This is a genomic window from Enterobacter sp. H2G27 (assembly GCF_054403075.1).
Genome location: NZ_JBSVSI010000001.1, coordinates 4,242,071 through 4,265,290, shown reverse-complemented (window position 1 = coordinate 4,265,290; position 23,220 = coordinate 4,242,071). Strand labels below are relative to the sequence as shown.

18 protein-coding genes, 1 tRNA gene and 3 rRNA genes are annotated in these 23,220 nt (G+C 53.2%); 14 read left to right on the top strand and 8 right to left on the bottom strand.

Annotated features, from left to right (window positions below):
- The first annotated feature begins 27 nt into the window (after positions 1–27).
- The 3 genes from rbsB (at position 28) to rbsR (ending at position 2,951) form a co-directional block, all read left to right on the top strand.
- Complete coding sequence (rbsB, locus tag ACW9E7_RS20305) at positions 28–918, top strand: ribose ABC transporter substrate-binding protein RbsB (protein ID WP_008503498.1); 891 nt, start codon at positions 28–30, stop codon at positions 916–918.
- Between the two features lie 107 nt (positions 919–1,025).
- Positions 1,026–1,955 (top strand): ribokinase, encoded by a 930-nt coding sequence (gene rbsK / locus ACW9E7_RS20300; RefSeq protein WP_458728409.1) that lies wholly within the window; start codon positions 1,026–1,028, stop codon positions 1,953–1,955.
- A gap of 3 nt (positions 1,956–1,958) precedes the next feature.
- On the top strand, positions 1,959–2,951 hold the full coding sequence (rbsR, locus tag ACW9E7_RS20295) for a ribose operon transcriptional repressor RbsR (RefSeq protein ID WP_111964226.1): 993 nt from the start codon (positions 1,959–1,961) through the stop codon (positions 2,949–2,951).
- Here rbsR and mdtD read toward each other — a convergent pair.
- Both mdtD and ACW9E7_RS20285 read right to left on the bottom strand, forming a co-directional pair.
- On the bottom strand, positions 2,917–4,350 hold the full coding sequence (gene mdtD / locus ACW9E7_RS20290; protein WP_115876784.1) for a multidrug transporter subunit MdtD: 1,434 nt from the start codon (positions 4,348–4,350) through the stop codon (positions 2,917–2,919). The two genes, rbsR and mdtD, sit on opposite strands and share 35 nt — an antisense overlap.
- Complete coding sequence (locus tag ACW9E7_RS20285; protein ID WP_136195843.1) at positions 4,347–5,054, bottom strand: FadR/GntR family transcriptional regulator; 708 nt, start codon at positions 5,052–5,054, stop codon at positions 4,347–4,349. The genes mdtD and ACW9E7_RS20285 overlap by 4 nt, the downstream gene beginning before the upstream one ends.
- 454 nt (positions 5,055–5,508) lie before the next feature.
- Between ACW9E7_RS20285 and ACW9E7_RS20280 the strand changes: the two genes are divergently transcribed.
- The 4 genes from ACW9E7_RS20280 (at position 5,509) to rrf (ending at position 10,487) form a co-directional block, all read left to right on the top strand.
- Positions 5,509–7,050 (top strand): 16S ribosomal RNA (locus ACW9E7_RS20280).
- 84 nt (positions 7,051–7,134) lie between these two features.
- Positions 7,135–7,210, top strand: a tRNA-Glu gene (locus tag ACW9E7_RS20275).
- A 184-nt stretch (positions 7,211–7,394) separates the two neighbouring features.
- Positions 7,395–10,299 (top strand): 23S ribosomal RNA (locus ACW9E7_RS20270).
- A gap of 72 nt (positions 10,300–10,371) precedes the next feature.
- Positions 10,372–10,487, top strand: a 5S ribosomal RNA gene (gene rrf / locus ACW9E7_RS20265).
- Together the 16S, 23S and 5S rRNA genes with 1 tRNA gene alongside form the textbook arrangement of a ribosomal RNA operon.
- A 99-nt stretch (positions 10,488–10,586) precedes the next feature.
- On the opposite strand, the gene mobB is transcribed toward rrf, so the two are convergent.
- Entirely contained in the window at positions 10,587–11,090 is a 504-nt protein-coding gene (gene mobB / locus ACW9E7_RS20260; RefSeq protein ID WP_458728270.1) for a molybdopterin-guanine dinucleotide biosynthesis protein MobB, read from the bottom strand.
- The gene (gene mobA / locus ACW9E7_RS20255) at positions 11,087–11,671 is read right to left on the bottom strand and encodes a molybdenum cofactor guanylyltransferase MobA (RefSeq protein WP_458728269.1); all 585 of its coding nucleotides are present in this window, start codon (positions 11,669–11,671) and stop codon (positions 11,087–11,089) included. Before mobA ends, mobB begins: the two co-directional genes overlap by 4 nt.
- Positions 11,672–11,739: 68 nt before the next feature.
- On the opposite strand from mobA, the gene ACW9E7_RS20250 reads away from it, so the two are divergent.
- From ACW9E7_RS20250 to dsbA, 3 genes are all read left to right on the top strand, one after another.
- Positions 11,740–12,009 (top strand): YihD family protein, encoded by a 270-nt coding sequence (locus tag ACW9E7_RS20250; protein ID WP_008501866.1) that lies wholly within the window; start codon positions 11,740–11,742, stop codon positions 12,007–12,009.
- 75 nt (positions 12,010–12,084) lie between these two features.
- Complete coding sequence (locus ACW9E7_RS20245; RefSeq protein WP_115876964.1) at positions 12,085–13,071, top strand: serine/threonine protein kinase; 987 nt, start codon at positions 12,085–12,087, stop codon at positions 13,069–13,071.
- Positions 13,072–13,097: 26 nt separating this feature from the next.
- The gene (gene dsbA, locus ACW9E7_RS20240) at positions 13,098–13,721 is read left to right on the top strand and encodes a thiol:disulfide interchange protein DsbA (RefSeq protein WP_045285687.1); all 624 of its coding nucleotides are present in this window, start codon (positions 13,098–13,100) and stop codon (positions 13,719–13,721) included.
- Between the two features lie 23 nt (positions 13,722–13,744).
- Here dsbA and ACW9E7_RS20235 read toward each other — a convergent pair whose 3' ends face one another.
- On the bottom strand, positions 13,745–14,653 hold the full coding sequence (locus ACW9E7_RS20235) for an acyltransferase (protein ID WP_133295371.1): 909 nt from the start codon (positions 14,651–14,653) through the stop codon (positions 13,745–13,747).
- A 440-nt stretch (positions 14,654–15,093) separates the two neighbouring features.
- Here ACW9E7_RS20235 and polA point away from each other — a divergent pair, with 440 nt between their 5' ends.
- Both polA and ACW9E7_RS20225 read left to right on the top strand, forming a co-directional pair.
- Positions 15,094–17,886: a DNA polymerase I gene (gene polA, locus ACW9E7_RS20230; protein WP_458728268.1), complete on the top strand. Its 2,793-nt coding sequence runs from the start codon at positions 15,094–15,096 to the stop codon at positions 17,884–17,886.
- A 166-nt stretch (positions 17,887–18,052) separates the two neighbouring features.
- Positions 18,053–18,100, top strand: coding sequence for a spot 42 RNA, inhibition of DNA synthesis (locus ACW9E7_RS20225; protein ID WP_071892919.1), 48 nt, complete (start codon positions 18,053–18,055; stop codon positions 18,098–18,100).
- 97 nt (positions 18,101–18,197) lie between these two features.
- Here the strand turns inward: ACW9E7_RS20225 and yihA are convergent, their stop codons facing one another.
- On the bottom strand, positions 18,198–18,827 hold the full coding sequence (yihA, locus tag ACW9E7_RS20220) for a ribosome biogenesis GTP-binding protein YihA/YsxC (RefSeq protein WP_111963937.1): 630 nt from the start codon (positions 18,825–18,827) through the stop codon (positions 18,198–18,200).
- A 577-nt stretch (positions 18,828–19,404) separates the two neighbouring features.
- Between yihA and yihI the strand changes: the two genes are divergently transcribed.
- Both yihI and hemN read left to right on the top strand, forming a co-directional pair.
- Positions 19,405–19,920, top strand: a complete 516-nt coding sequence (yihI, locus tag ACW9E7_RS20215) for a Der GTPase-activating protein YihI (protein WP_032644299.1) — start codon at positions 19,405–19,407, stop codon at positions 19,918–19,920.
- Between the two features lie 188 nt (positions 19,921–20,108).
- Positions 20,109–21,482, top strand: a complete 1,374-nt coding sequence (gene hemN / locus ACW9E7_RS20210; protein WP_458728267.1) for an oxygen-independent coproporphyrinogen III oxidase — start codon at positions 20,109–20,111, stop codon at positions 21,480–21,482.
- Between the two features lie 100 nt (positions 21,483–21,582).
- Here the strand turns inward: hemN and ACW9E7_RS20205 are convergent, their stop codons facing one another.
- Entirely contained in the window at positions 21,583–21,693 is a 111-nt protein-coding gene (locus tag ACW9E7_RS20205; RefSeq protein ID WP_136196048.1) for a YshB family small membrane protein, read from the bottom strand.
- A gap of 110 nt (positions 21,694–21,803) precedes the next feature.
- A complete protein-coding gene (gene glnG / locus ACW9E7_RS20200; protein WP_008501858.1) occupies positions 21,804–23,216 on the bottom strand; it encodes a nitrogen regulation protein NR(I) in 1,413 nt (470 codons plus the stop codon).
- Positions 23,217–23,220 lie beyond the last annotated feature (4 nt).

The following is a 23,220-nucleotide window of genomic DNA, read 5'->3' as shown; positions in this document are numbered from 1 at the left end:
CTGACGACACTACAGGACATCTTAGATATGAACATGAAAAAACTGGCTACCCTGGTTTCCGCTGTCGCGCTGAGCGCAACCGTAAGTGCTAACGCCATGGCGAAAGATACCATCGCGCTGGTTGTCTCAACCCTGAACAACCCGTTCTTTGTCTCCCTGAAGGACGGTGCGCAGAAAGAAGCGGACAAGTTGGGCTACAACCTGGTGGTGCTGGATTCACAGAACAACCCGGCGAAAGAGCTGGCTAACGTTCAGGACTTAACCGTTCGTGGCACCAAGATTCTGCTGATCAACCCAACCGACTCTGACGCCGTAGGTAACGCCGTTAAAATGGCAAACCAGGCGAAAATTCCGGTGATCACCCTGGACCGTCAGGCAACCAAAGGCGACGTGGTGAGCCACATTGCGTCTGATAACGTGCTGGGCGGCAAAATCGCGGGTGATTACATCGCGAAGAAAGCTGGCGAAGGCGCGAAAGTTATCGAACTGCAGGGGATTGCCGGTACGTCCGCCGCCCGCGAGCGTGGCGAAGGCTTCCAGCAGGCTGTGGCTGCACACAAATTCAACGTGCTGGCGAGCCAGCCAGCAGACTTCGATCGTACCAAAGGTCTGAACGTCATGCAGAACCTGCTGACCGCACATCCTGACGTGCAGGCGGTCTTCGCGCAGAACGACGAAATGGCGCTCGGTGCGCTGCGTGCTCTGCAGACTGCAGGTAAATCTGATGTGATGGTTGTCGGATTTGACGGCACGCCGGATGGTGAAAAAGCAGTAAACGATGGCAAACTGGCTGCGACCATCGCTCAGCTGCCTGAGCAGATTGGCGCCACTGGCGTTGAAACTGCCGACAAAGTGCTGAAGGGCGAAAAAGTTCAGGCTAAATACCCGGTTGACCTGAAGCTGGTCATCAAGCAGTAAAAGGCGAATCAGGCAGTCGCTGGCTGCCTGAGGGACACCAATAAAAGAAAAGTGTGGCATACGCCACCGGGTAACACCGGTGGCGCTCTCAGATGGACAACCCAACCATGAAAACCGCAGGCAACCTCGTCGTCCTTGGCAGTATCAATGCCGATCACATTCTTAACCTTGAATCGTTCCCTGCACCGGGCGAAACCGTCACGGGTAATCATTATCAGGTGGCATTTGGCGGTAAAGGTGCCAACCAGGCCGTGGCCGCGGGTCGCAGTGGGGCGAATATTGCGTTTATCGCCTGCACGGGGGATGACGATACCGGGGAGCGTGTACGCAAGCAGCTCGCGAGCGACAACATTGATATCGCACCGGTCAGCGTTGTTGCAGGGGAATCTACCGGCGTGGCGCTGATTTTCGTCAATGCTGAAGGTGAGAATGTCATCGGTATTCATGCTGGGGCTAACGCTGCGCTGACGACGGAGCGCGTAGAAGCGCAACATGCAAGCATCGCCGGAGCGGAAGCCCTGCTCATGCAGCTGGAATCACCGGTTGAAAGCGTGCTGGCCGCCGCAAAAATTGCACATGAAAATCATACCACTGTTGTACTGAACCCGGCCCCAGCACGTGTATTATCAGACGAGCTGCTGGCGCTGGTGGACATCATTACGCCGAACGAAACCGAAGCCGAAAAGCTGACGGGCATTCGCGTAGAAAATGATGACGATGCCGCACGAGCCGCGCGTGCACTGCATGATAAGGGCATCGGCACCGTAATTATCACCCTTGGCAGCCGTGGGGTGTGGGCAAGCGTCAATGGCGAAGGTCGTCGCGTGCCGGGCTTTAAGGTCAAAGCGATTGATACCATCGCAGCGGGAGACACCTTCAATGGTGCACTGGTGACCGCGCTGCTGGAAGGCAAGAAAATGGATGACGCTATTCGCTTCGCTCACGCCGCTGCCGCGATTGCGGTGACGCGCAAGGGCGCCCAGCCTTCCGTTCCGTGGCGTAAAGAGATCGATGAATTCTTAAGTCAGCAGGGGTAACGCTTGGCTACAATGAAAGATGTAGCCCGTATGGCGGGCGTTTCTACCTCGACGGTCTCCCACGTCATTAATAAAGATCGCTTCGTCAGCGAGGCGATTCGGGAAAAAGTCGAAGCTGCGGTAAAAGAACTCAACTATGCGCCGTCTGCGCTGGCGCGCAGCCTTAAGCTCAATCAGACGCGTACTATCGGTATGCTGATCACTGCCAGTACCAACCCCTTTTATTCAGAACTGGTTCGCGGCGTGGAGCGCAGCTGCTTCGAGCGCGGCTACAGCCTGGTGCTGTGTAACACCGAAGGTGACGAGCAGCGCATGAATCGTAACCTGGAGACGCTGATGCAAAAACGCGTCGACGGGCTACTGTTGCTCTGCACCGAAACGCACCAGCCCTCGAAAGAGATCATCCAGCGCTATCCTTCTATTCCCACCGTGATGATGGACTGGGCCCCATTCGACGGAACCAGCGATCTCATTCAGGATAACTCCCTGCTGGGTGGTGATATGGCGACTCAGTATCTGATTGATAAAGGCTATACCCGCATCGCCTGTATTACCGGTCCGCTGGATAAAACCCCGGCGCGTTTGCGTCTGGAAGGGTATCTCTCCGCCATGGATCGAGCAGGGCTCGCCATTCCTGATGGCTACCGGATCACTGGTGATTTCGAATTTAACGGTGGCTTCGAGGCAATGCAGAAACTGCTGACGCAAGCGCAGCGCCCGCAGGCGGTCTTTATTGGTAATGATGCGATGGCGTTTGGTGCCTATCAGGCGTTGTACCAGGCGGGGCTACGCGTGCCGGACGATATGGCGGTGATTGGCTACGATGATATTGAACTTGCCCGCTACATGACGCCGCCGCTGACTACTATTCATCAGCCGAAGGATGAACTGGGAGAGCTGGCCATAGATGTGTTGATCCACCGTATGGCGCAGCCCACGCTGCAGCAACAACGCCTGCAGCTTACTCCTGTTCTGATGGAACGCGGTTCGGTTTAGCTTTCTCTTTATGACGCTCTTTAATCAGGTTTCTGCCGTCTTTCGGTTTTAACAGCATAAAGACCAGCGCCGATACCACGGTAAGTGCGCCCATGGTAATAAAGGTATAGTGGAACTGCTCAACGGTATTTGCGTTGTCAAAACCCTCATAAAACCTCAGCACCGCTGCACTCACGGCAACCCCTAAACTGATCGACAGCTGTTGCGTTACCGCCAGCACGCTGTTGCCGCTACTGGCGTTCTCGTCAGTCAGGTCGGCGAGAGTGATGGTGTTCATCGATGTGAACTGCGTCGACATCGCCATGCCCAACACAAACAGCGGCAGGATCAGCATCCAGACGGGTAACGCGGCGGACTGCAGCGAAAACTGCGCAATCATCAAACCGATAAAGACCGTCACGCCAACCAGCGTCTTACGATAGCCAAACCAGCGCAGCACCTGCGTAACGGTTGATTTTGCCAGAATCGAGCCCATTGCCGTGGGCGCCATCATGCAGCCAGCAATCAGGGCCGGGTAGCCGAAACCCACCTGCAGCATCAATGGCATCAGGAACGGCACACAACCCGTCCCCAGACGAGACGCAATGTTGCCTGCAATCCCTACGGAAAAGGTTCGGGTATTAAAGAGCCCCAGGGAGATTAACGGTGTCGGGTGGCGGCGCGCGTGACGTATATAAAGAAGAAATAACAGAATACCGCCCAGGATAACGGAGAGCGCTATCCACGTTGCGACGATCTTCTCGCCAAACAGCTCCATCCCGCTGGAGAATAATACCAGGCTCAGGCCGAACAGGAAAAAGCCGCCCATGTCGAAGCTGCGCCTTGGCGTGGTGAAGTTCGGCATATATTTGCGGGCATACAGCAGCCCCGCAACGCCAATTGGAATATTAATCAGGAAGATCCAGTGCCAGCTTGCCCAGGTGACAAACACGCCACCGAGTACCGGTCCAAGTATCGGGCCAACAAGGCCTGGCATGGTAACAAAGTTGAGCACGGGAAGTAATTCGCTGCGCGGGTAGGCTCGCAGTAGGGCAAGGCGCGCCACGGGCATCATCATCGCGCCGCCGATGCCCTGCAATACGCGGAAGATAACCAGCTCTGTTAATGATGAGGAGAGCGCACAGGCCAGCGAACCGAGCGTAAAGAGCGTTACGGCCAGCATGAAAACTCTGCGGGTGCCAAAGCGGTCGGCCAGCCAGCCGCTGACCGGTATTAACATTGCCACCGTCAGGGTGTAGCTGATGATGGCTGACTGCATCGCCAGTGGGGAACGGTTGAGGCTTTGCGCAATAGCGGGAAGCGCGGTGTTGAGGATGGTGGCATCCAGTGCCTGCATAAAAAACGCCATGGCTGCAATCCACGGCAATCCGGCCATGCTGCGCGCTTTTTTCTTTGTCATTTATTTACCTGCTGGTGGGTTGGCGCGGCCAGCAATGCCTGGCACGCACTCAGGGCTCGTTGCCCGTCGCTTTCCTGGATGGCATCCACTATCGCCTGATGCAAATCCAGTTTTACCACTTCGTTTTGTGTAATAGAGGTAAAGTAGGTGTGATACACCGAATGAAATAATGAGGCAAAAGAGGTAAGGAACGGATTGGCGCTCATCATATAGATGTGTTCATGCCAGGCCATATCGACCTCAACCCAGCGTTCGCGGTTGAAGTGTTTTTTCAGGAACACCATCTCTGCCATCAACGCGTTAAGCTGCGCTTTCTGCTCTGCTGTTCCCAGCGTAGCGGCAAGCAGACATGCCTGAGGTTCAAGGCTGCTGCGCATCACCAGAAAGTGATCGACGACCTGATGAAAGTTATCTTCCGTCATCCACCAGGAGAGCAGCTCCTGATCGAGAAAATTCCAGTTACTCTGTGGCATTACGCGTGTGCCAATGCGAGGACGTGGAAGCACCATACCTTTTGCCGTCAGGGTTTTTACCGCCTCGCGAACCGCGGTACGACTCACCCCAAACTGCTCACCCAGCTCTATTTCACCCGGCAGGATGCTACCGGGGGCATATTTACCCGCTAAAATTCGCTGCGCCAGCTTTTCTGCCAGCACGTACGACAGGTTTTTTTGGGCGGCCAGCTGTTGTGCGCTTAATGGCATCGCTTTTATTCCTTAAAGATACATGCTGATAATTATGCCACCTCGAATGTGATTGTGGTTGCAGATACATCAAATAGAACAATTTGTAGCTTGATTTCACCTCTGGTGGTGAAAAAAAACGCGGATGAAAACTTTTTTTAAATTTCCTCTTGTCACGTCGGAATAACTCCCTATAATGCGCCTCCACTGACACGGAACAACGGCACACACGCCGCCGGGTCAGCAGAGAATAGCGTAAATAAACGCTTGACTCTGAAGCGGGAAGGCGTAATATGCACACCCCGCGCCGCTGCGAAAAGCGAAGCGGCACTGCTCTTTAACAATTTATCAGACAATCTGTGTGGGCACTCAAAGTGACATGGATTCTTAATGTCTTCGGACAATAAATGAATACCAAGTCTCTGAGTGAACATACGTAATTCATTACGAAGTTTAATTCACGAGCATCAAACTTAAATTGAAGAGTTTGATCATGGCTCAGATTGAACGCTGGCGGCAGGCCTAACACATGCAAGTCGAGCGGCAGCGGAAAGTAGCTTGCTACTTTGCCGGCGAGCGGCGGACGGGTGAGTAATGTCTGGGAAACTGCCTGATGGAGGGGGATAACTACTGGAAACGGTAGCTAATACCGCATAACGTCGCAAGACCAAAGAGGGGGACCTTCGGGCCTCTTGCCATCAGATGTGCCCAGATGGGATTAGCTAGTAGGTGGGGTAATGGCTCACCTAGGCGACGATCCCTAGCTGGTCTGAGAGGATGACCAGCCACACTGGAACTGAGACACGGTCCAGACTCCTACGGGAGGCAGCAGTGGGGAATATTGCACAATGGGCGCAAGCCTGATGCAGCCATGCCGCGTGTATGAAGAAGGCCTTCGGGTTGTAAAGTACTTTCAGCGGGGAGGAAGGCGTTGAGGTTAATAACCTCAGCGATTGACGTTACCCGCAGAAGAAGCACCGGCTAACTCCGTGCCAGCAGCCGCGGTAATACGGAGGGTGCAAGCGTTAATCGGAATTACTGGGCGTAAAGCGCACGCAGGCGGTCTGTCAAGTCGGATGTGAAATCCCCGGGCTCAACCTGGGAACTGCATTCGAAACTGGCAGGCTAGAGTCTTGTAGAGGGGGGTAGAATTCCAGGTGTAGCGGTGAAATGCGTAGAGATCTGGAGGAATACCGGTGGCGAAGGCGGCCCCCTGGACAAAGACTGACGCTCAGGTGCGAAAGCGTGGGGAGCAAACAGGATTAGATACCCTGGTAGTCCACGCCGTAAACGATGTCGACTTGGAGGTTGTGCCCTTGAGGCGTGGCTTCCGGAGCTAACGCGTTAAGTCGACCGCCTGGGGAGTACGGCCGCAAGGTTAAAACTCAAATGAATTGACGGGGGCCCGCACAAGCGGTGGAGCATGTGGTTTAATTCGATGCAACGCGAAGAACCTTACCTACTCTTGACATCCAGAGAACTTTCCAGAGATGGATTGGTGCCTTCGGGAACTCTGAGACAGGTGCTGCATGGCTGTCGTCAGCTCGTGTTGTGAAATGTTGGGTTAAGTCCCGCAACGAGCGCAACCCTTATCCTTTGTTGCCAGCGGTTAGGCCGGGAACTCAAAGGAGACTGCCAGTGATAAACTGGAGGAAGGTGGGGATGACGTCAAGTCATCATGGCCCTTACGAGTAGGGCTACACACGTGCTACAATGGCGCATACAAAGAGAAGCGACCTCGCGAGAGCAAGCGGACCTCATAAAGTGCGTCGTAGTCCGGATTGGAGTCTGCAACTCGACTCCATGAAGTCGGAATCGCTAGTAATCGTAGATCAGAATGCTACGGTGAATACGTTCCCGGGCCTTGTACACACCGCCCGTCACACCATGGGAGTGGGTTGCAAAAGAAGTAGGTAGCTTAACCTTCGGGAGGGCGCTTACCACTTTGTGATTCATGACTGGGGTGAAGTCGTAACAAGGTAACCGTAGGGGAACCTGCGGTTGGATCACCTCCTTACCTTAAAGAACCTGCCTTTGTAGTGCTCACACAGATTGTCTGATGAAAAGTAAATAGCAAGGCGTCTTGCGATTGAGACTACACGTCCCCTTCGTCTAGAGGCCCAGGACACCGCCCTTTCACGGCGGTAACAGGGGTTCGAATCCCCTAGGGGACGCCACTTGCTGGTTCGTGAGTGAAAGTCACCTGCCGTCATATCTCAAAACTGACTTGCGAGTCATGTTTGAGATATTTGCTCTTTAAAAATCTGGATCAAGCTGAAAATTGAAACGACACATCTTTAATGGTGTGTTTGAGTCTCTCAAATTTTCGCGATCATGAAGTGAAACATCTTCGGGTTGTGAGGTTAAGCGACTAAGCGTACACGGTGGATGCCCTGGCAGTCAGAGGCGATGAAGGACGTGCTAATCTGCGAAAAGCGCCGGCGAGGTGATATGAACCTTTGACCCGGCGATGTCCGAATGGGGAAACCCAGTGCAATTCGTTGCACTATCGTTAACTGAATACATAGGTTAACGAGGCGAACCGGGGGAACTGAAACATCTAAGTACCCCGAGGAAAAGAAATCAACCGAGATTCCCCCAGTAGCGGCGAGCGAACGGGGAGCAGCCCAGAGTCTGAATCAGCTTGTGTGTTAGTGGAAGCGTCTGGAAAGTCGCACGGTACAGGGTGACAGTCCCGTACACGAAAGCACACAGGTTGTGAACTCGAAGAGTAGGGCGGGACACGTGGTATCCTGTCTGAATATGGGGGGACCATCCTCCAAGGCTAAATACTCCTGACTGACCGATAGTGAACCAGTACCGTGAGGGAAAGGCGAAAAGAACCCCGGCGAGGGGAGTGAAAAAGAACCTGAAACCGTGTACGTACAAGCAGTGGGAGCACCTTCGTGGTGTGACTGCGTACCTTTTGTATAATGGGTCAGCGACTTATATTCTGTAGCAAGGTTAACCGTATAGGGGAGCCGAAGGGAAACCGAGTCTTAACTGGGCGTTAAGTTGCAGGGTATAGACCCGAAACCCGGTGATCTAGCCATGGGCAGGTTGAAGGTTGGGTAACACTAACTGGAGGACCGAACCGACTAATGTTGAAAAATTAGCGGATGACTTGTGGCTGGGGGTGAAAGGCCAATCAAACCGGGAGATAGCTGGTTCTCCCCGAAAGCTATTTAGGTAGCGCCTCGTGAACTCATCTTCGGGGGTAGAGCACTGTTTCGGCTAGGGGGCCATCCCGGCTTACCAACCCGATGCAAACTACGAATACCGAAGAATGTTATCACGGGAGACACACGGCGGGTGCTAACGTCCGTCGTGAAGAGGGAAACAACCCAGACCGCCAGCTAAGGTCCCAAAGTCATGGTTAAGTGGGAAACGATGTGGGAAGGCACAGACAGCCAGGATGTTGGCTTAGAAGCAGCCATCATTTAAAGAAAGCGTAATAGCTCACTGGTCGAGTCGGCCTGCGCGGAAGATGTAACGGGGCTAAACCATGCACCGAAGCTGCGGCAGCGACACTATGTGTTGTTGGGTAGGGGAGCGTTCTGTAAGCCGTTGAAGGTGTGCTGTGAGGCATGCTGGAGGTATCAGAAGTGCGAATGCTGACATAAGTAACGATAAAGCGGGTGAAAAGCCCGCTCGCCGGAAGACCAAGGGTTCCTGTCCAACGTTAATCGGGGCAGGGTGAGTCGACCCCTAAGGCGAGGCCGAAAGGCGTAGTCGATGGGAAACAGGTTAATATTCCTGTACTTGGTGTTACTGCGAAGGGGGGACGGAGAAGGCTATGTTAGCCGGGCGACGGTTGTCCCGGTTTAAGCATGTAGGCGGAGGTTCCAGGTAAATCCGGTACCTTATTAACGCTGAGGTGTGATGACGAGGCACTACGGTGCTGAAGTAACAAATGCCCTGCTTCCAGGAAAAGCCTCTAAGCATCAGGTAACACGAAATCGTACCCCAAACCGACACAGGTGGTCAGGTAGAGAATACCAAGGCGCTTGAGAGAACTCGGGTGAAGGAACTAGGCAAAATGGTGCCGTAACTTCGGGAGAAGGCACGCTGATATGTAGGTGAAGCCCCTGCGGGTGGAGCTGAAATCAGTCGAAGATACCAGCTGGCTGCAACTGTTTATTAAAAACACAGCACTGTGCAAACACGAAAGTGGACGTATACGGTGTGACGCCTGCCCGGTGCCGGAAGGTTAATTGATGGGGTTAGCGGCAACGCGAAGCTCTTGATCGAAGCCCCGGTAAACGGCGGCCGTAACTATAACGGTCCTAAGGTAGCGAAATTCCTTGTCGGGTAAGTTCCGACCTGCACGAATGGCGTAATGATGGCCAGGCTGTCTCCACCCGAGACTCAGTGAAATTGAACTCGCTGTGAAGATGCAGTGTACCCGCGGCAAGACGGAAAGACCCCGTGAACCTTTACTATAGCTTGACACTGAACACTGGTCCTTGATGTGTAGGATAGGTGGGAGGCTTTGAAGCGTGGACGCCAGTCTGCGTGGAGCCGTCCTTGAAATACCACCCTTTAATGGCTGGTGTTCTAACGTAGACCCGTGATCCGGGTTGCGGACAGTGTCTGGTGGGTAGTTTGACTGGGGCGGTCTCCTCCCAAAGAGTAACGGAGGAGCACGAAGGTTAGCTAATCCTGGTCGGACATCAGGAGGTTAGTGCAATGGCATAAGCTAGCTTGACTGCGAGAGTGACGGCTCGAGCAGGTGCGAAAGCAGGTCATAGTGATCCGGTGGTTCTGAATGGAAGGGCCATCGCTCAACGGATAAAAGGTACTCCGGGGATAACAGGCTGATACCGCCCAAGAGTTCATATCGACGGCGGTGTTTGGCACCTCGATGTCGGCTCATCACATCCTGGGGCTGAAGTAGGTCCCAAGGGTATGGCTGTTCGCCATTTAAAGTGGTACGCGAGCTGGGTTTAGAACGTCGTGAGACAGTTCGGTCCCTATCTGCCGTGGGCGCTGGAGAATTGAGGGGGGCTGCTCCTAGTACGAGAGGACCGGAGTGGACGCATCACTGGTGTTCGGGTTGTCATGCCAATGGCACTGCCCGGTAGCTAAATGCGGAAAAGATAAGTGCTGAAAGCATCTAAGCACGAAACTTGCCCCGAGATGAGTTCTCCCTGACCCTTTAAGGGTCCTGAAGGAACGTTGAAGACGACGACGTTGATAGGTCGGGTGTGTAAGCGCAGCGATGCGTTGAGCTAACCGATACTAATGAACCGTGAGGCTTAACCTTACAACGCCGAAGATGTTTTGGCGAAGAGACAGAACAATCAAATTTCAGCCTGATACAGATTAACAGAATTTGCCTGGCGGCTTTAGCGCGGTGGTCCCACCTGACCCCATGCCGAACTCAGAAGTGAAACGCCGTAGCGCCGATGGTAGTGTGGGGTCTCCCCATGTGAGAGTAGGGAACTGCCAGGCATCAAACAAGTGAAGAGGCCATCCGGAAGGATGGCCTTTTTGCGTTTCGGAACCACCGAATTTTGTAGGCCGGGCAAGGCAAAGCCGCCACCTGGCAAGTCAGATCGCACTCCACTCCATAATAAACTCCGCAATCCCATCCACATCATTTAAATCCAGTACCGGAACTTCAAGTGGCAATACAACATCACTGACCACCGCAATCACATGCTCATCCAGCGTTAACTCACTGAAATCATGCCCGGCATCGCTTCTGAATAGCAGGATCTTAGGCACTGCCTCATGCTTAAATCCCTCAATCAGCACCAGATCCAGGGTGGAGTGATCCATCCGACTGACAAGATAAGCGAGATCCAGCGGCGCCTCGTCCGGCGTTTCTGTCATTAACGCCCAGCGTTGAGAACTTGCCACTATCGTTTGCGCGGCACCCGCTTTACGCAGCTCAAAGCTGTCTTTTCCCGGTTTATCGACATCCATATTATGGTGGGTATGCTTAATCAATCCTGGACGAATACCTCTGGCACATAGCGCAGGAATGAGCTTTTTCAGCAGCGTGGTTTTCCCGGTTCCACTCCAGGCGGATATGGCTACAACAGGTATCATTTTTTCTCCTGCATCATCTGCAAATCTTCATGCGTATTCACATTCACAAACGCTGATTTCACATCGCTAAAATCAACGGAATGGCCGCCAGACTCACGCATGAAGACCATTACCCTGCGCTCTCCCCCAGCCAGATAGCTCTGCAGAGCAGGCGCTAGCGATCGGTGCATTAATGCGATAGCAGGATGGTCACGCTCGCCGTCATGTACCCAAACCACTGGAGCTGTACTGCGAAGCTGTAATAAACGCTCGGCAAGACAGGACGGAATAAACGGGGTATCGCAGGGGCAGAAGATAAACCACTCTCCTTGAGACTGTTGTATGACCGAAAGCATACCGGCCAGCGGTCCTGGGTAATCCTCAACGATATCCTGGTAGACGGCGTACCCGCTGCTTCGGTAAGTGTCGATATGCCGGTTAGCGCTGATGGCCATTGTCGACACCTGGCCTGAGAGCGTATCGGCGACATGCAGCCACAAGGGTTTTCCATTAAGAAGCTGAAGCCCCTTATCTTTTCCGCCCATTCGCGTTGCTCTGCCGCCTGCCAGAACGACCCCGATGATTTCCTGGCTAAGATTCACGAATATCGCCTCTTTTATTGTGGGATTGACCCTGCTAACGTGTCACTCTAAATGAAAGGAGCACCACCATGAAATGTAAACGTCTGAATGAAGTTATTGAACTCCTCCAGCCCGCCTGGCAAAAAGAGCCAGAGCTAAATCTGATGCAATTTTTACAGAAACTGGCGAAAGAGTCAGGTTTTGACGGCGATCTGGCTGACCTTTCTGACGACATCCTGATCTACCACCTTAAAATGCGCGACTCTGCCAAAGATGCTGTTATTCCTGGTATTCAGAAAGATTATGAGGAAGATTTTAAGACCGCATTATTGCGCGCACGAGGCGTAATTAAAGAGTAAAAGCTTGTAAGCGGCGGCACCGAAATCGCCACAAGATGATATCCTGAATCATTCGTATAATTTCCGGATGATCGGATGAACGACCAGGCTTTTACTTTCCAGACATTACACCCGGACACCATTATGGATGCCCTGTTTGAACAGGGTATTCGGGTGGATTCCGGGCTAACACCTTTAAACAGCTACGAAAACCGCGTCTATCAATTTCAGGACGAGGATCGTCAGCGCTACGTCGTAAAATTCTATCGTCCTGAACGCTGGTCCGCAGAACAAATTCAGGAAGAGCATCAGTTTGCTCACGATCTGCTGGATGACGATGTTCCCGTTGCCGCACCGCTGAAATTCAATAACCAAACGCTCCTCACGCACGAAGGGTTTTACTACGCTGTATTCCCGAGCCTGGGGGGGCGCCAGTTTGAAGCGGATAATATCGATCAGATGGAGTGGGTTGCCCGCTATCTTGGGCGTATACACCAGACGGGACGCAAAAAAGCCTTTATTGCCCGCCCGACTATCGGGATTCAGGAATACCTTCTTGAACCGCGCCAAGTATTCGAAACGTCTGCAATGATCCCCGCAGCGCTAAAGGATGATTTCCTCAACGCCACCGATAAGCTTATTGCTGCAGTGAAAACCTGCTGGCGCGATGATATTTCCGTCCTGCGCCTGCATGGCGATTGTCACGCCGGGAATATTCTCTGGCGTGACGGCCCGCTCTTTGTCGATCTCGACGATGCGCGCATGGGGGCAGCGGTTCAGGACCTGTGGATGCTGCTCAATGGCGATAAAGCCGAGCAGCGCATGCAGCTTGAAACCATTATTGAAGCTTATGAAGAATTTAGCCCGTTTAATTCAGACGAAATTGCCCTGATTGAGCCTTTACGTGCGATGCGTTTTGTTTATTATCTCGCATGGTTAATCAGGCGTTGGGACGATCCGGCATTTCCTCGCAATTTCCCGTGGCTTACCGGAGAGGATTACTGGCGTAGCCAGATATCTACATTTACTGAGCAGGTTAAGGTTCTTCAGGAGCCCCCTCTGCAATTAACGCCGATGTATTAATGGACACACCCAGGAGAGAGTTAATCATGAAAAAAATTTGGCTGGCGCTGGCAGGTATGATTCTGGCATTTAGCGCTTCTGCTGCGCAGTTTACCGACGGCAAACAGTACATCACGCTGGACAAGCCGGTCGCTGGCGAGCCACAGGTTCTGGAGTTCTTCTCGTTCTATTGCCCACACTGCTATCAGTTCGAGCAGGTGCTGCATGTTTCTGACAACGTGAAGAAAAAGCTGCCGGAAGGCACAAAAATGACCAAGTACCACGTCGAGTTCCTGGGCCCATTGGGTAAAGACCTGACTCAGGCATGGGCGGTGGCGATGGCACTGGGCGTGGAAGATAAGATCACTTCGCCAATGTTTGAAGCCGTACAGAAAACACAGACCGTTCAGACCACTGCGGATATCCGTAAAGTGTTCGTTGATGCCGGCGTGAAAGGTGAAGAGTATGATGCCGCGTGGAACAGCTTCGTGGTGAAATCACTGGTTGCCCAGCAGGAAAAAGCGGCTGCTGACCTCCAGCTTCAGGGCGTTCCGGCGATGTTTGTTAACGGCAAATATCAGCTGAACATGCAGGGCATGGACACCAGCAGCATGGATATCTTCGTACAACAGTATGCTGATACCGTGAAATACCTGGTTGAGAAGAAGTAATTTCACTGATGTAAAAACGCCGGTCACTGACCGGCGTTTTTGTATGAAGATTTAATCTTGCCTATCTGTTCGTCTTTCTCTTTCCAAAGCGTATTAAGCCACTGCTGGAAACGACGTTTGAAATTCTTGTCGTTAACGTAATCACCGTGCAGTTCAGCGTCAATCGGAACCAGGTCGACATGCACGACAATGCGCGTCAGTTTGCCGCTGAGCATGTCGAAGAATGGCGTCCTGTCGTTTTCCGGATAGCAGAGCGTGACGTTAAGAAGTTTATCGAACTGTGCTCCCAGCACGTTAAGCGCCATCGCAATCCCCGCTGCCTTTGGCGGCAACAGATGCTGATAAGGAGAGCGAGTTTGCTGGCGCTTCTCTTCCGTAAACCGGGAACCTTCAACAAAGTTCACGATGGTCGTTGGATGCGCGCGAAACTTTTCGCAGGAACGGCGCGTGGTCTCCACATCTTTGCCGCGACGCTCGGGATGACGAATCAAATAGCTGCGCGAATAGCGTTTCATAAAGGGCATATCTAGCGCCCAGCAGGCCAGCCCAATAAAAGGCACCCAGGCGAGCTGCTGTTTCAGAAAGTATTTGTTCATCGGGATGTGTTTGCGAAAAAGCACGCATAACACCACGATGTCCGCCCAGCTGTGGTGATTGCAGATCAGCAGGTACCAGTTCTTCTTGTTAAGACTCTCCAGTCCTTTGATATCCCACTTCAGATGCGGGTTCAGGCACAGCAGGATCGCCAGCCCTTCGCACCAGCAGTACATCATGAAATTACAAAATGCGGACACGGCTCGCCACACCATGGGGACAGGCAGCAGCAGTTTAATGATCCCGGCTACGATGATCGGCACAGAACATGCGACAGTTACCAGAATAGTTAAAATGATGCTTAACAGTAATGTTATTGCAGCGAGCAATCTCGACATGATGAGCTTTTTCAGGTAGTTAGCTGTAAGTTAGCGGCCGGCTATTCGACGCTGGGCGCTGATTTTACCAGAAAACGGACAAATTAATGGCGCTTTCATGTGATGTTTTGGCCGCTTTTACCCTGTCGTAGACGATTTCACTGTGATTCCGCGCTTATCAAGGCTTATATCCACATAGACTAAATTGCCATCGGTTGGCCATATAGATAAGATCTAATGCCATAACAGCATGATAATTAAGATCTAAAAAATAACTCATATGTGTATTTTTTGTCTGTTATTCATATGAAGTGAAAATATGCACAAACTTATCCACAGTTTGAATTTTGCGAGCGATCCTCACGATCGCAAAATCTTTTCCTGTATCAGGCGCTAATAACTGATGTTTTCATCCTTCTGTGGCATCCTTTACCCATAAATTGATTAAAGGCACGGACATTATGGTTCAGATCCCAGAAAACCCTCTTATTCTCGTCGATGGCTCTTCTTACCTGTATCGGGCATACCATGCGTTTCCTCCTCTGACCAATAGCGCAGGGGAACCCACCGGCGCAATGTACGGCGTGCTGAACATGCTGCGCAGCCTGATCCTTCAGTACCAGCCAACCCATGCGGCTGTGGTCTTTGATGCGAAAGGCAAAACGTTCCGCGATGAGCTGTTTGAGCATTACAAATCTCACCGTCCGCCAATGCCTGACGATCTGCGTGCGCAGATTGAGCCGCTGCACACCATGGTAAAAGCGATGGGGCTACCGCTGCTGGCCGTCTCTGGCGTTGAAGCCGATGACGTCATCGGTACGCTGGCGCGTGAAGCAGAAAAGATGGGTCGTCCTGTACTGATCAGCACCGGTGATAAAGATATGGCGCAGCTGGTGACGCCAGGTATCACCCTGATTAATACCATGACCAATACCATTCTGGGGCCTGAAGAGGTTGTCACTAAGTATGGCGTGCCGCCTGAGCTGATTATCGACTTCCTTGCGTTGATGGGCGACTCCTCGGATAACATCCCGGGTGTCCCTGGCGTTGGTGAGAAAACCGCGCAGGCGCTGCTTCAAGGGCTGGGCGGGCTGGATACGCTCTACGCGGAATCAGACAAAATCGCCGGGCTCTCCTTCCGTGGCGCAAAAACCATGGCCGGAAAACTGGCAGAGAACAAAGAGGTGGCTTATCTCTCCTATAAGCTGGCTACAATCAAAACCGATGTCGAACTGGAGCTGGGCTGTGAGCAGCTTGAGGTGCAACAGCCTTCTGCTGGCGATCTGCTGAGCCTGTTTAAGAAATACGAATTCAAGCGCTGGATCACTGACGTGGAAGCCGGTAAATGGCTACAGGCAAAAGGGGCCAAACCTGCTGCAAAGCCGAAGGAGACGATTGTTGTTGAAGCAGAAGATCAGGCTGAAGAAGAAGCCGTGGCGCTTTCATTCGACAACTACGAAACCATTCTTGAAGAGTCACAGCTGATCGCCTGGATCGAGAAACTGAAAAAGGCGCCGGTCTTTGCCTTTGATACCGAAACTGACAGTCTCGATAACATCTCAGCCAATATGGTTGGCCTGTCATTTGCGACAGCGCCGGGTATTGCAGCCTACGTTCCTGTGGCGCACGATTACCTGGATGCGCCGGAGCAGCTCTCCCGTAAACGCGTGCTTGAGCTGCTGAAGCCGATCCTGGAAGACGAAAAGGCGCTCAAGGTTGGGCAAAACCTCAAGTACGACCGCGGCATTCTGCAAAACTACGGCATTGAACTGCGTGGGATCGCCTTCGACACCATGCTCGAATCCTACATTCTGGACAGCGTCGCGGGCCGCCATGATATGGATTCCTTATCTGACCGCTGGCTCAAGCACAAAACCATCACCTTTGAAGAGATTGCCGGAAAAGGGAAAAATCAGCTCACCTTTAACCAGATTGCTCTTGAAGAGGCGGGTCGCTACGCGGCGGAAGATGCTGACGTCACGCTGCAGCTGCATCTGAAGATGTGGCCAAAACTGCAGAAGCACGAAGGTCCGCTGAACGTGTTCCAGCATATCGAGATGCCGCTGGTGCCCGTGCTATCCCGCATTGAACGCAACGGCGTGAAAATCGACCCAACGGTGCTGCATAACCACTCCGGGGAGCTGGCGCAGCGCCTGACCGAGCTTGAGCAAAAAGCGCATGAGCTTGCAGGCGAGCCGTTTAACCTCTCTTCACCGAAGCAGCTGCAAACCATTCTGTTTGAAAAGCAGGGCATCAAGCCGCTGAAGAAAACCCCTGGCGGTGCACCGTCAACCTCTGAAGAGGTGCTGGAAGAGCTGGCGCTGGATTACCCGCTGCCAAAAGTGATTCTGCAGTACCGTGGTCTCGCGAAGCTGAAGTCGACCTACACCGACAAGCTTCCGCTTATGATCAACCCGAAAACGGGTCGCGTACACACGTCGTATCATCAGGCTGTTGCGGCGACCGGTCGTCTCTCGTCTACCGATCCTAACCTACAGAACATCCCGGTACGTAACGAAGAGGGCCGTCGTATTCGCCAGGCTTTCATCGCACCAGAGGATTATCTGATTGTCTCTGCTGACTACTCGCAAATCGAACTGCGCATAATGGCGCATCTGTCCCGTGACAAAGGCCTGCTTACCGCGTTTGCTGAAGGAAAGGATATCCACCGGGCAACCGCGGCGGAAGTCTTCGGCTTGCCGCTGGACAGCGTGACCAACGAGCAGCGCCGCAGCGCTAAGGCGATCAACTTCGGTCTGATCTACGGCATGAGTGCATTTGGTCTGTCGCGCCAGCTCAACATTCCGCGTAAAGAGTCGCAGAAGTATATGGATCTCTACTTCGAGCGTTATCCGGGCGTGCTGGAATATATGGAACGCACACGCGCGCAGGCGAAGGAAAAAGGTTACGTCGAAACCCTGGATGGCCGCCGTCTCTACCTACCGGACATCAAATCCAGCAACGCGGCGCGCCGCGCTGGCGCAGAGCGTGCGGCGATCAACGCCCCGATGCAGGGTACCGCGGCGGATATTATTAAGCGTGCAATGATCGCCGTTGATGCCTGGCTGGAAGAAGAGAAGCCTCGCGTGAAAATGATCATGCAGGTACACGATGAACTGGTATTTGAAGTGCACAAGGACGACCTCGACGCCGTGTCGAAGAAGATCCACGAACTGATGGAAAGCAGCATGACGCTTGATGTGCCGTTGCTGGTGGAAGTGGGAAGTGGTGAAAACTGGGATCAGGCTCACTAACGATTCTTCGCATAACGCGCTATTTATGTAAGTTTGCAACATTAGAACGCGCGTTTTGTGACGATCATTAGAATTCCCTATGTAAAGAATGAAAAAAAACTACAAAAAGTGCTTTTTCTGCAGCACAAAAAGGGGTAGAGTTATCGGCGTAGGGTACAGAGGTAAGATGTTCTATCTTTCAGACCTTTTACTTCACGTAATCGGATTTGGCTGAATATTTTAGCCGCCCCAGTCAGTAATGACTGGGGCGTTTTTTATTGCGGCAAAGAAATGTTCAGGCAAAAAAAGCGCGGACATTGCCGCGCCAGGTATTACTCTTCTTCCGCTTCCTTCGCGGGTTCCAGCTCGCTAAACCAGGTATCGAGTTTCTGACGCAACTTGTCCACGCCCTGCTTTTTCAGCGAGGAGAACGGCTCAACCTGTACATCACCGTTGAACGCCAGCACCGCTTCGCGAACCATATTCACCTGCGCTTTACGCGCGCCGCTCGCCAGCTTATCGGCTTTCGTCAGCAGCACCAGTACGGCGATATCGCTTGCTACAGCCCAGTCGATCATCTGCTGATCGAGATCTTTTAGCGGGTGACGAATATCCATCAGCACCACCAGACCTTTCAGGCACAGACGTTTTTCCAGGTATTCACCCAGCGCACGCTGCCACTTGATTTTCATCTCTTCCGGTACCTGCGCGTAACCGTAGCCCGGTAAGTCGACCAGGCGTTTGCCCTCTGCGACTTCAAACAGGTTGATCAGCTGGGTACGGCCAGGTGTTTTTGAGGTACGCGCCAGGCTCTTCTGATTGGTCAGCGTATTCAGGGCGCTGGATTTCCCCGCATTTGAGCGGCCAGCAAAGGCCACTTCAATACCGGTATCAGAAGGCAGGTGGCGAATATCGGGCGCACTAGTGACAAAATGCGTCTGTTGGTAGTTCCAGGTAGTCACGTGGTCGTCTCCAAAATCGTAATCTGAAGGGGATTATACCCGAATGCAGGCAAAAGGCTTTTCTGATTGCTATGAGCTGTAGGCGAATGCCCCAACCGGTGTGAGAGATCGGCCAGTGATGCTATGGGAGATTTCAGAGAATTCGCAGGCGTTAAAAAATGCAAACTGTTTTAAATCATAAGCTTATTTTCGGGTAATTGTCTGAAAATCTCTTTTTATGCCGTTTCGTTGCTTGTTAGTTTAACGGAACAAGGTAAAGTGTGCGTCAGGGCGAGGAAGCCAACAGGAAATCGACTTAAGGATTAGGGTCAGGAGCGCCAGGAGGCGAAGACGCAGGATTGTCAGGACGACCAGCGCCTGGAGGCGTTTTAAAAGGAAATGGAACCGTATCACGGACGGTATTAGCCAAGGGATAAACAGGGTTTGTTGTTGGCAAACATGGAATGTCTGACCCGCTAAGGGTTGTGAGTCAGGAAAAAAGGCGACAGATTGCTCTGTCGCCTTTTTTCTTTGCTTGCTTTCTGCTAGATTTCGCCGCAATTCTATACTGAAGAAAACGACTTAAAGATAAAACATCATGAAAAAACCAACCTCCGCTGCGGGCGCGAAACGCCCTGCAAAAGCACGCCGCAAAACGCGCGAAGAACTGAACCAGGAAGCGCGTGACCGCAAACGCGACAAAAAACATCGCGGTCATGCTGCGGGTAGCCGTGCCAACGGTGGTGGTGCAGCGGGCGCTTCTGCAAAAGGCAAGCAGCAGAAAGATCCTCGTATCGGCAGTAAAACTCCCATTCCACTGGGCGTGACAGACACCCCGGTCACTAAGCAGCACAAACCAAAGAGCGAGAAACCTATGCTTTCACCGCAGGCTGAGCTGGATTTGCTGGAGAACGATGAGCGCCTGGACGCGCTGCTGGAACGTCTTGAAGAGGGTGAAACCCTGACCGCTGAAGAGCAGTCATGGGTGGATGCCAAACTGGATCGTATTGATGAACTGATGCAGAAGCTGGGCCTGTCATACGACGATGACGAAGATGAAGAAGAAGACGAGAAGCAGGAAGATATGATGCGTCTTCTGAAGGGTGGAAACTAACATTTGCACCCGGCAGGCACGATAGTCCTGCTTATAACCCTTCCGGTTATATGTTATCTGGTGTGGTTATTCGTTAAACTACGGCGGTTGTCGCGGCGACAGAAGTGGCTGCGCACCCGAATGATGGCCCGCAATGGGGTCAGAACGGGCCGCCGTATACGAACGCGACACCAACGGAAGGAGTGAGCATGTCAGCATCAACTATCGACTGGGATTTGGCCCTAATCCAGAAATATAACTATTCCGGGCCGCGTTATACGTCATACCCCACCGCGCTGGAGTTCTCCGATGCCTTCGGAGAGCGTGATTTCCAGCAGGCTGTCGCGCGCTATCCTGAGCGTCCGCTGTCGCTCTACGTCCATATTCCGTTCTGCCACAAGCTTTGCTACTTCTGCGGCTGCAATAAAATCGTGACCCGCCAGCAGCATAAAGCCGACCAGTATCTTGATGCGCTCGAACAGGAAATTGTGCATCGCGCGCCGCTGTTTAAAGGCCGTCACGTGAGCCAGCTTCACTGGGGCGGCGGTACGCCAACCTATCTGAACAAAGCGCAAATAAGCCGCCTGATGGCGCTTCTGCGCGGCAATTTCAGTTTTAATGCTGACGCTGAGATCTCGATCGAAGTCGATCCGCGTGAAATTCAGCTGGATGTCCTGGGTCATTTACGCGCAGAAGGATTCAACCGTCTGAGCATGGGCGTACAGGATTTCAATAAAGAGGTTCAGCGTCTGGTGAACCGCGAGCAGGACGAAGAATTTATCTTTGCCTTACTCAATCACGCGCGTGAGATTGGTTTCACCTCGACCAATATTGACCTGATTTACGGCCTGCCAAAGCAAACGCCGGAAAGCTTCGCCTTCACGCTGAAGCGCGTGGCTGAACTTAACCCGGACCGCCTGAGCGTCTTTAACTATGCGCATCTGCCAACGCTCTTTGCCGCCCAGCGCAAAATCAAAGATGCCGATCTTCCTTCTGCCCAGCAGAAGCTGGATATCCTGCAGGAAACCATCACCTCGCTGACCGACACCGGCTATCAGTTTATCGGCATGGATCACTTTGCCCGCCCGGATGACGAGCTGGCCGTTGCTCAGCGCGAAGGGGTCCTGCACCGTAACTTCCAGGGATATACGACCCAGGGCGATACCGATTTACTGGGAATGGGTGTCTCCGCCATTAGCATGATTGGCGACTGCTACGCGCAGAACCAGAAAGAGCTGAAGCTGTATTACCAGCAGGTTGATGAGACTGGCAACGCGCTGTGGCGCGGCATTGCGTTAACGCGTGATGACTGTATCCGTCGCGATGTGATTAAGGCGCTTATCTGCAACTTCCGTCTCGATTTCAGCGATGTGGAAGCGCAGTGGGAACTGAACTTCAGCGATTATTTCGCGGAAGATCTGAAGCTTCTGGCGCCGCTGGCGAAAGACGGGCTGGTGGATGTGTCGGAGAGAGCCATAGAGGTCACCCCGAAAGGGCGTCTGTTGATCCGTAATATCTGCATGTGCTTTGACGCGTATCTGCGTCAGAAAGCGCGAATGCAGCAGTTCTCGCGAGTTATTTAAACTGTAATGCCGGGTGGCGGCTTCGCCTTACCCGGCCTACAAAAGTGCGAAATGTAGGCCGGGTAAGCGAAGCGTCACCCGGCTTTTCATCGCCAACTCGCTAGCTAAACAGCCCAACCAGCGCCGCGCACAACATAGCCGCAACGGCTGTTTGTGGCGTGTGGCTTTCAGCGGCTCCGCTAGAGAGCATATTCACGAATGTTTCCAGCATGATGTTCACCCCCAATTTCCGGGCACGATCATACAAAACTCATCGGAACAGTAAAGCGCAAAATAACGACGATTTGCGTTCAATTAATAACCTTTACACAAGCGCGGATATTACTCCATTCCCAGCTCTTTCAGCTTGCGCGTCAGGGTATTGCGACCCCATCCCAACAGGCGAGCGGCTTCCTGCTTGTGACCCTGCGTATGACGAAGCGCGGTGGTCAACAGCGTACGCTCCATCTCAGGCTGAGCCTCAGACAGCAGGTTTTGATGACCGGAACGCAGCGCGCGGTCGGCCCACTGCGCCAGCAGCGTCGCCCAGCTGTCCGGCAGCGCGTGTCCGCTACTGCTTTCCGGCGCGGTCGCCTCAAACAGTTCGGCCGGTAAATCCTGAATCAGCACTTCCTGACCGGCAGCCATCACGGTTAACCAGCGGCAGGTGTTTTCCAGCTGACGCACGTTGCCCGGCCACGCCAGACGCGTCAGAGCGGCATCGGTTTCCGGGTGAAGCTGCTTGGCTTCCACGCCCAGCTCGCGGGCAGCCACCTGCAGAAAATGACGCGCCAGGCGGGGAATATCTTCCCGACGTTCACGCAGCGGCGGCAGATGAACGCGGATGACGTTCAGACGGTGGAATAAATCCTCACGGAATTTTCCTTCCTGCACGCGTTGCTCCAGGTTCTGGTGGGTCGCGGCGATAATACGCACGTCCACTTTCACCGGCGCATAGCCGCCCACGCGATAAAACTGCCCGTCGGCCAGCACGCGCAGCAGGCGGGTCTGAACGTCCAACGGCATATCACCGATTTCATCCAGGAACAGCGTGCCGCCGTCAGCCTGTTCGAAGCGCCCCTGGCGAATGGTATTTGCGCCGGTAAATGCCCCTTTTTCATGGCCGAACAGTTCGGACTCAATTAAATCCTTCGGGATCGCCGCCATATTCAGGGCGATGAACGGGGCTTTTGCCCGCGGGCTATGGCGATGCAGCGCATGCGCCACAAGCTCTTTACCGGTGCCCGATTCGCCGTTAATCAAGACGCTGATGGACGAGCGGGACAGACGGCCAATAATGCGAAACACGTCCTGCATCGCCGGCGCTTCGCCGATGATGTCGGTGGTTGGCCCAAAATCGGGCGCGTGGCGCGGCTGTTGCTGCTCCTGATAATGGCTAATCGCGCGCTCAACCAGCGCCACCGCTTCGTCGATATCAAACGGTTTGGGCAGGTAATCGAACGCCCCTTGCTGATAGGCGCTCACTGCGGCATCCAGATCGGAGTGCGCGGTCATTATGATGACCGGTAGCATAGGGTGGCGTTGTTTGATCTGCTTTAACAGCGCCAGCCCGTCCATGCCCGGCATACGGATATCCGACAGCAGAACATCGGGCGTTTTAGTGGTGAGTGCGTCGAGCACTTCGCTGCCGCTCTCAAACGTCGTGCAGCTTAATCCCGCCCCTGTGAGCGCGCGTTCAAGCACCCAACGGATGGAGCTATCGTCATCGACTACCCAGACTATCCCTCGTTGCATAAAC

Excerpts from the sequence above, each read along its gene's own strand:
- rbsB (WP_008503498.1), top strand. The coding sequence starts at position 28 with ATGAACATGAAAAAACTGGCTACCCTGGTTTCCGCTGTCGCGCTGAGC.
- rbsK (WP_458728409.1), top strand. The coding sequence starts at position 1,026 with ATGAAAACCGCAGGCAACCTCGTCGTCCTTGGCAGTATCAATGCCGAT.
- mdtD (WP_115876784.1), bottom strand. The coding sequence starts at position 4,350 with ATGACAAAGAAAAAAGCGCGCAGCATGGCCGGATTGCCGTGGATTGCA.
- ACW9E7_RS20285 (WP_136195843.1), bottom strand. The coding sequence starts at position 5,054 with ATGCCATTAAGCGCACAACAGCTGGCCGCCCAAAAAAACCTGTCGTAC.
- mobB (WP_458728270.1), bottom strand. The coding sequence starts at position 11,090 with ATGATACCTGTTGTAGCCATATCCGCCTGGAGTGGAACCGGGAAAACC.
- ACW9E7_RS20250 (WP_008501866.1), top strand. The coding sequence starts at position 11,740 with ATGAAATGTAAACGTCTGAATGAAGTTATTGAACTCCTCCAGCCCGCC.
- ACW9E7_RS20245 (WP_115876964.1), top strand. The coding sequence starts at position 12,085 with ATGAACGACCAGGCTTTTACTTTCCAGACATTACACCCGGACACCATT.
- dsbA (WP_045285687.1), top strand. The coding sequence starts at position 13,098 with ATGAAAAAAATTTGGCTGGCGCTGGCAGGTATGATTCTGGCATTTAGC.
- ACW9E7_RS20235 (WP_133295371.1), bottom strand. The coding sequence starts at position 14,653 with ATGTCGAGATTGCTCGCTGCAATAACATTACTGTTAAGCATCATTTTA.
- polA (WP_458728268.1), top strand. The coding sequence starts at position 15,094 with ATGGTTCAGATCCCAGAAAACCCTCTTATTCTCGTCGATGGCTCTTCT.
- yihI (WP_032644299.1), top strand. The coding sequence starts at position 19,405 with ATGAAAAAACCAACCTCCGCTGCGGGCGCGAAACGCCCTGCAAAAGCA.
- hemN (WP_458728267.1), top strand. The coding sequence starts at position 20,109 with ATGTCAGCATCAACTATCGACTGGGATTTGGCCCTAATCCAGAAATAT.
- ACW9E7_RS20205 (WP_136196048.1), bottom strand. The coding sequence starts at position 21,693 with ATGCTGGAAACATTCGTGAATATGCTCTCTAGCGGAGCCGCTGAAAGC.
- glnG (WP_008501858.1), bottom strand. The coding sequence starts at position 23,216 with ATGCAACGAGGGATAGTCTGGGTAGTCGATGACGATAGCTCCATCCGT.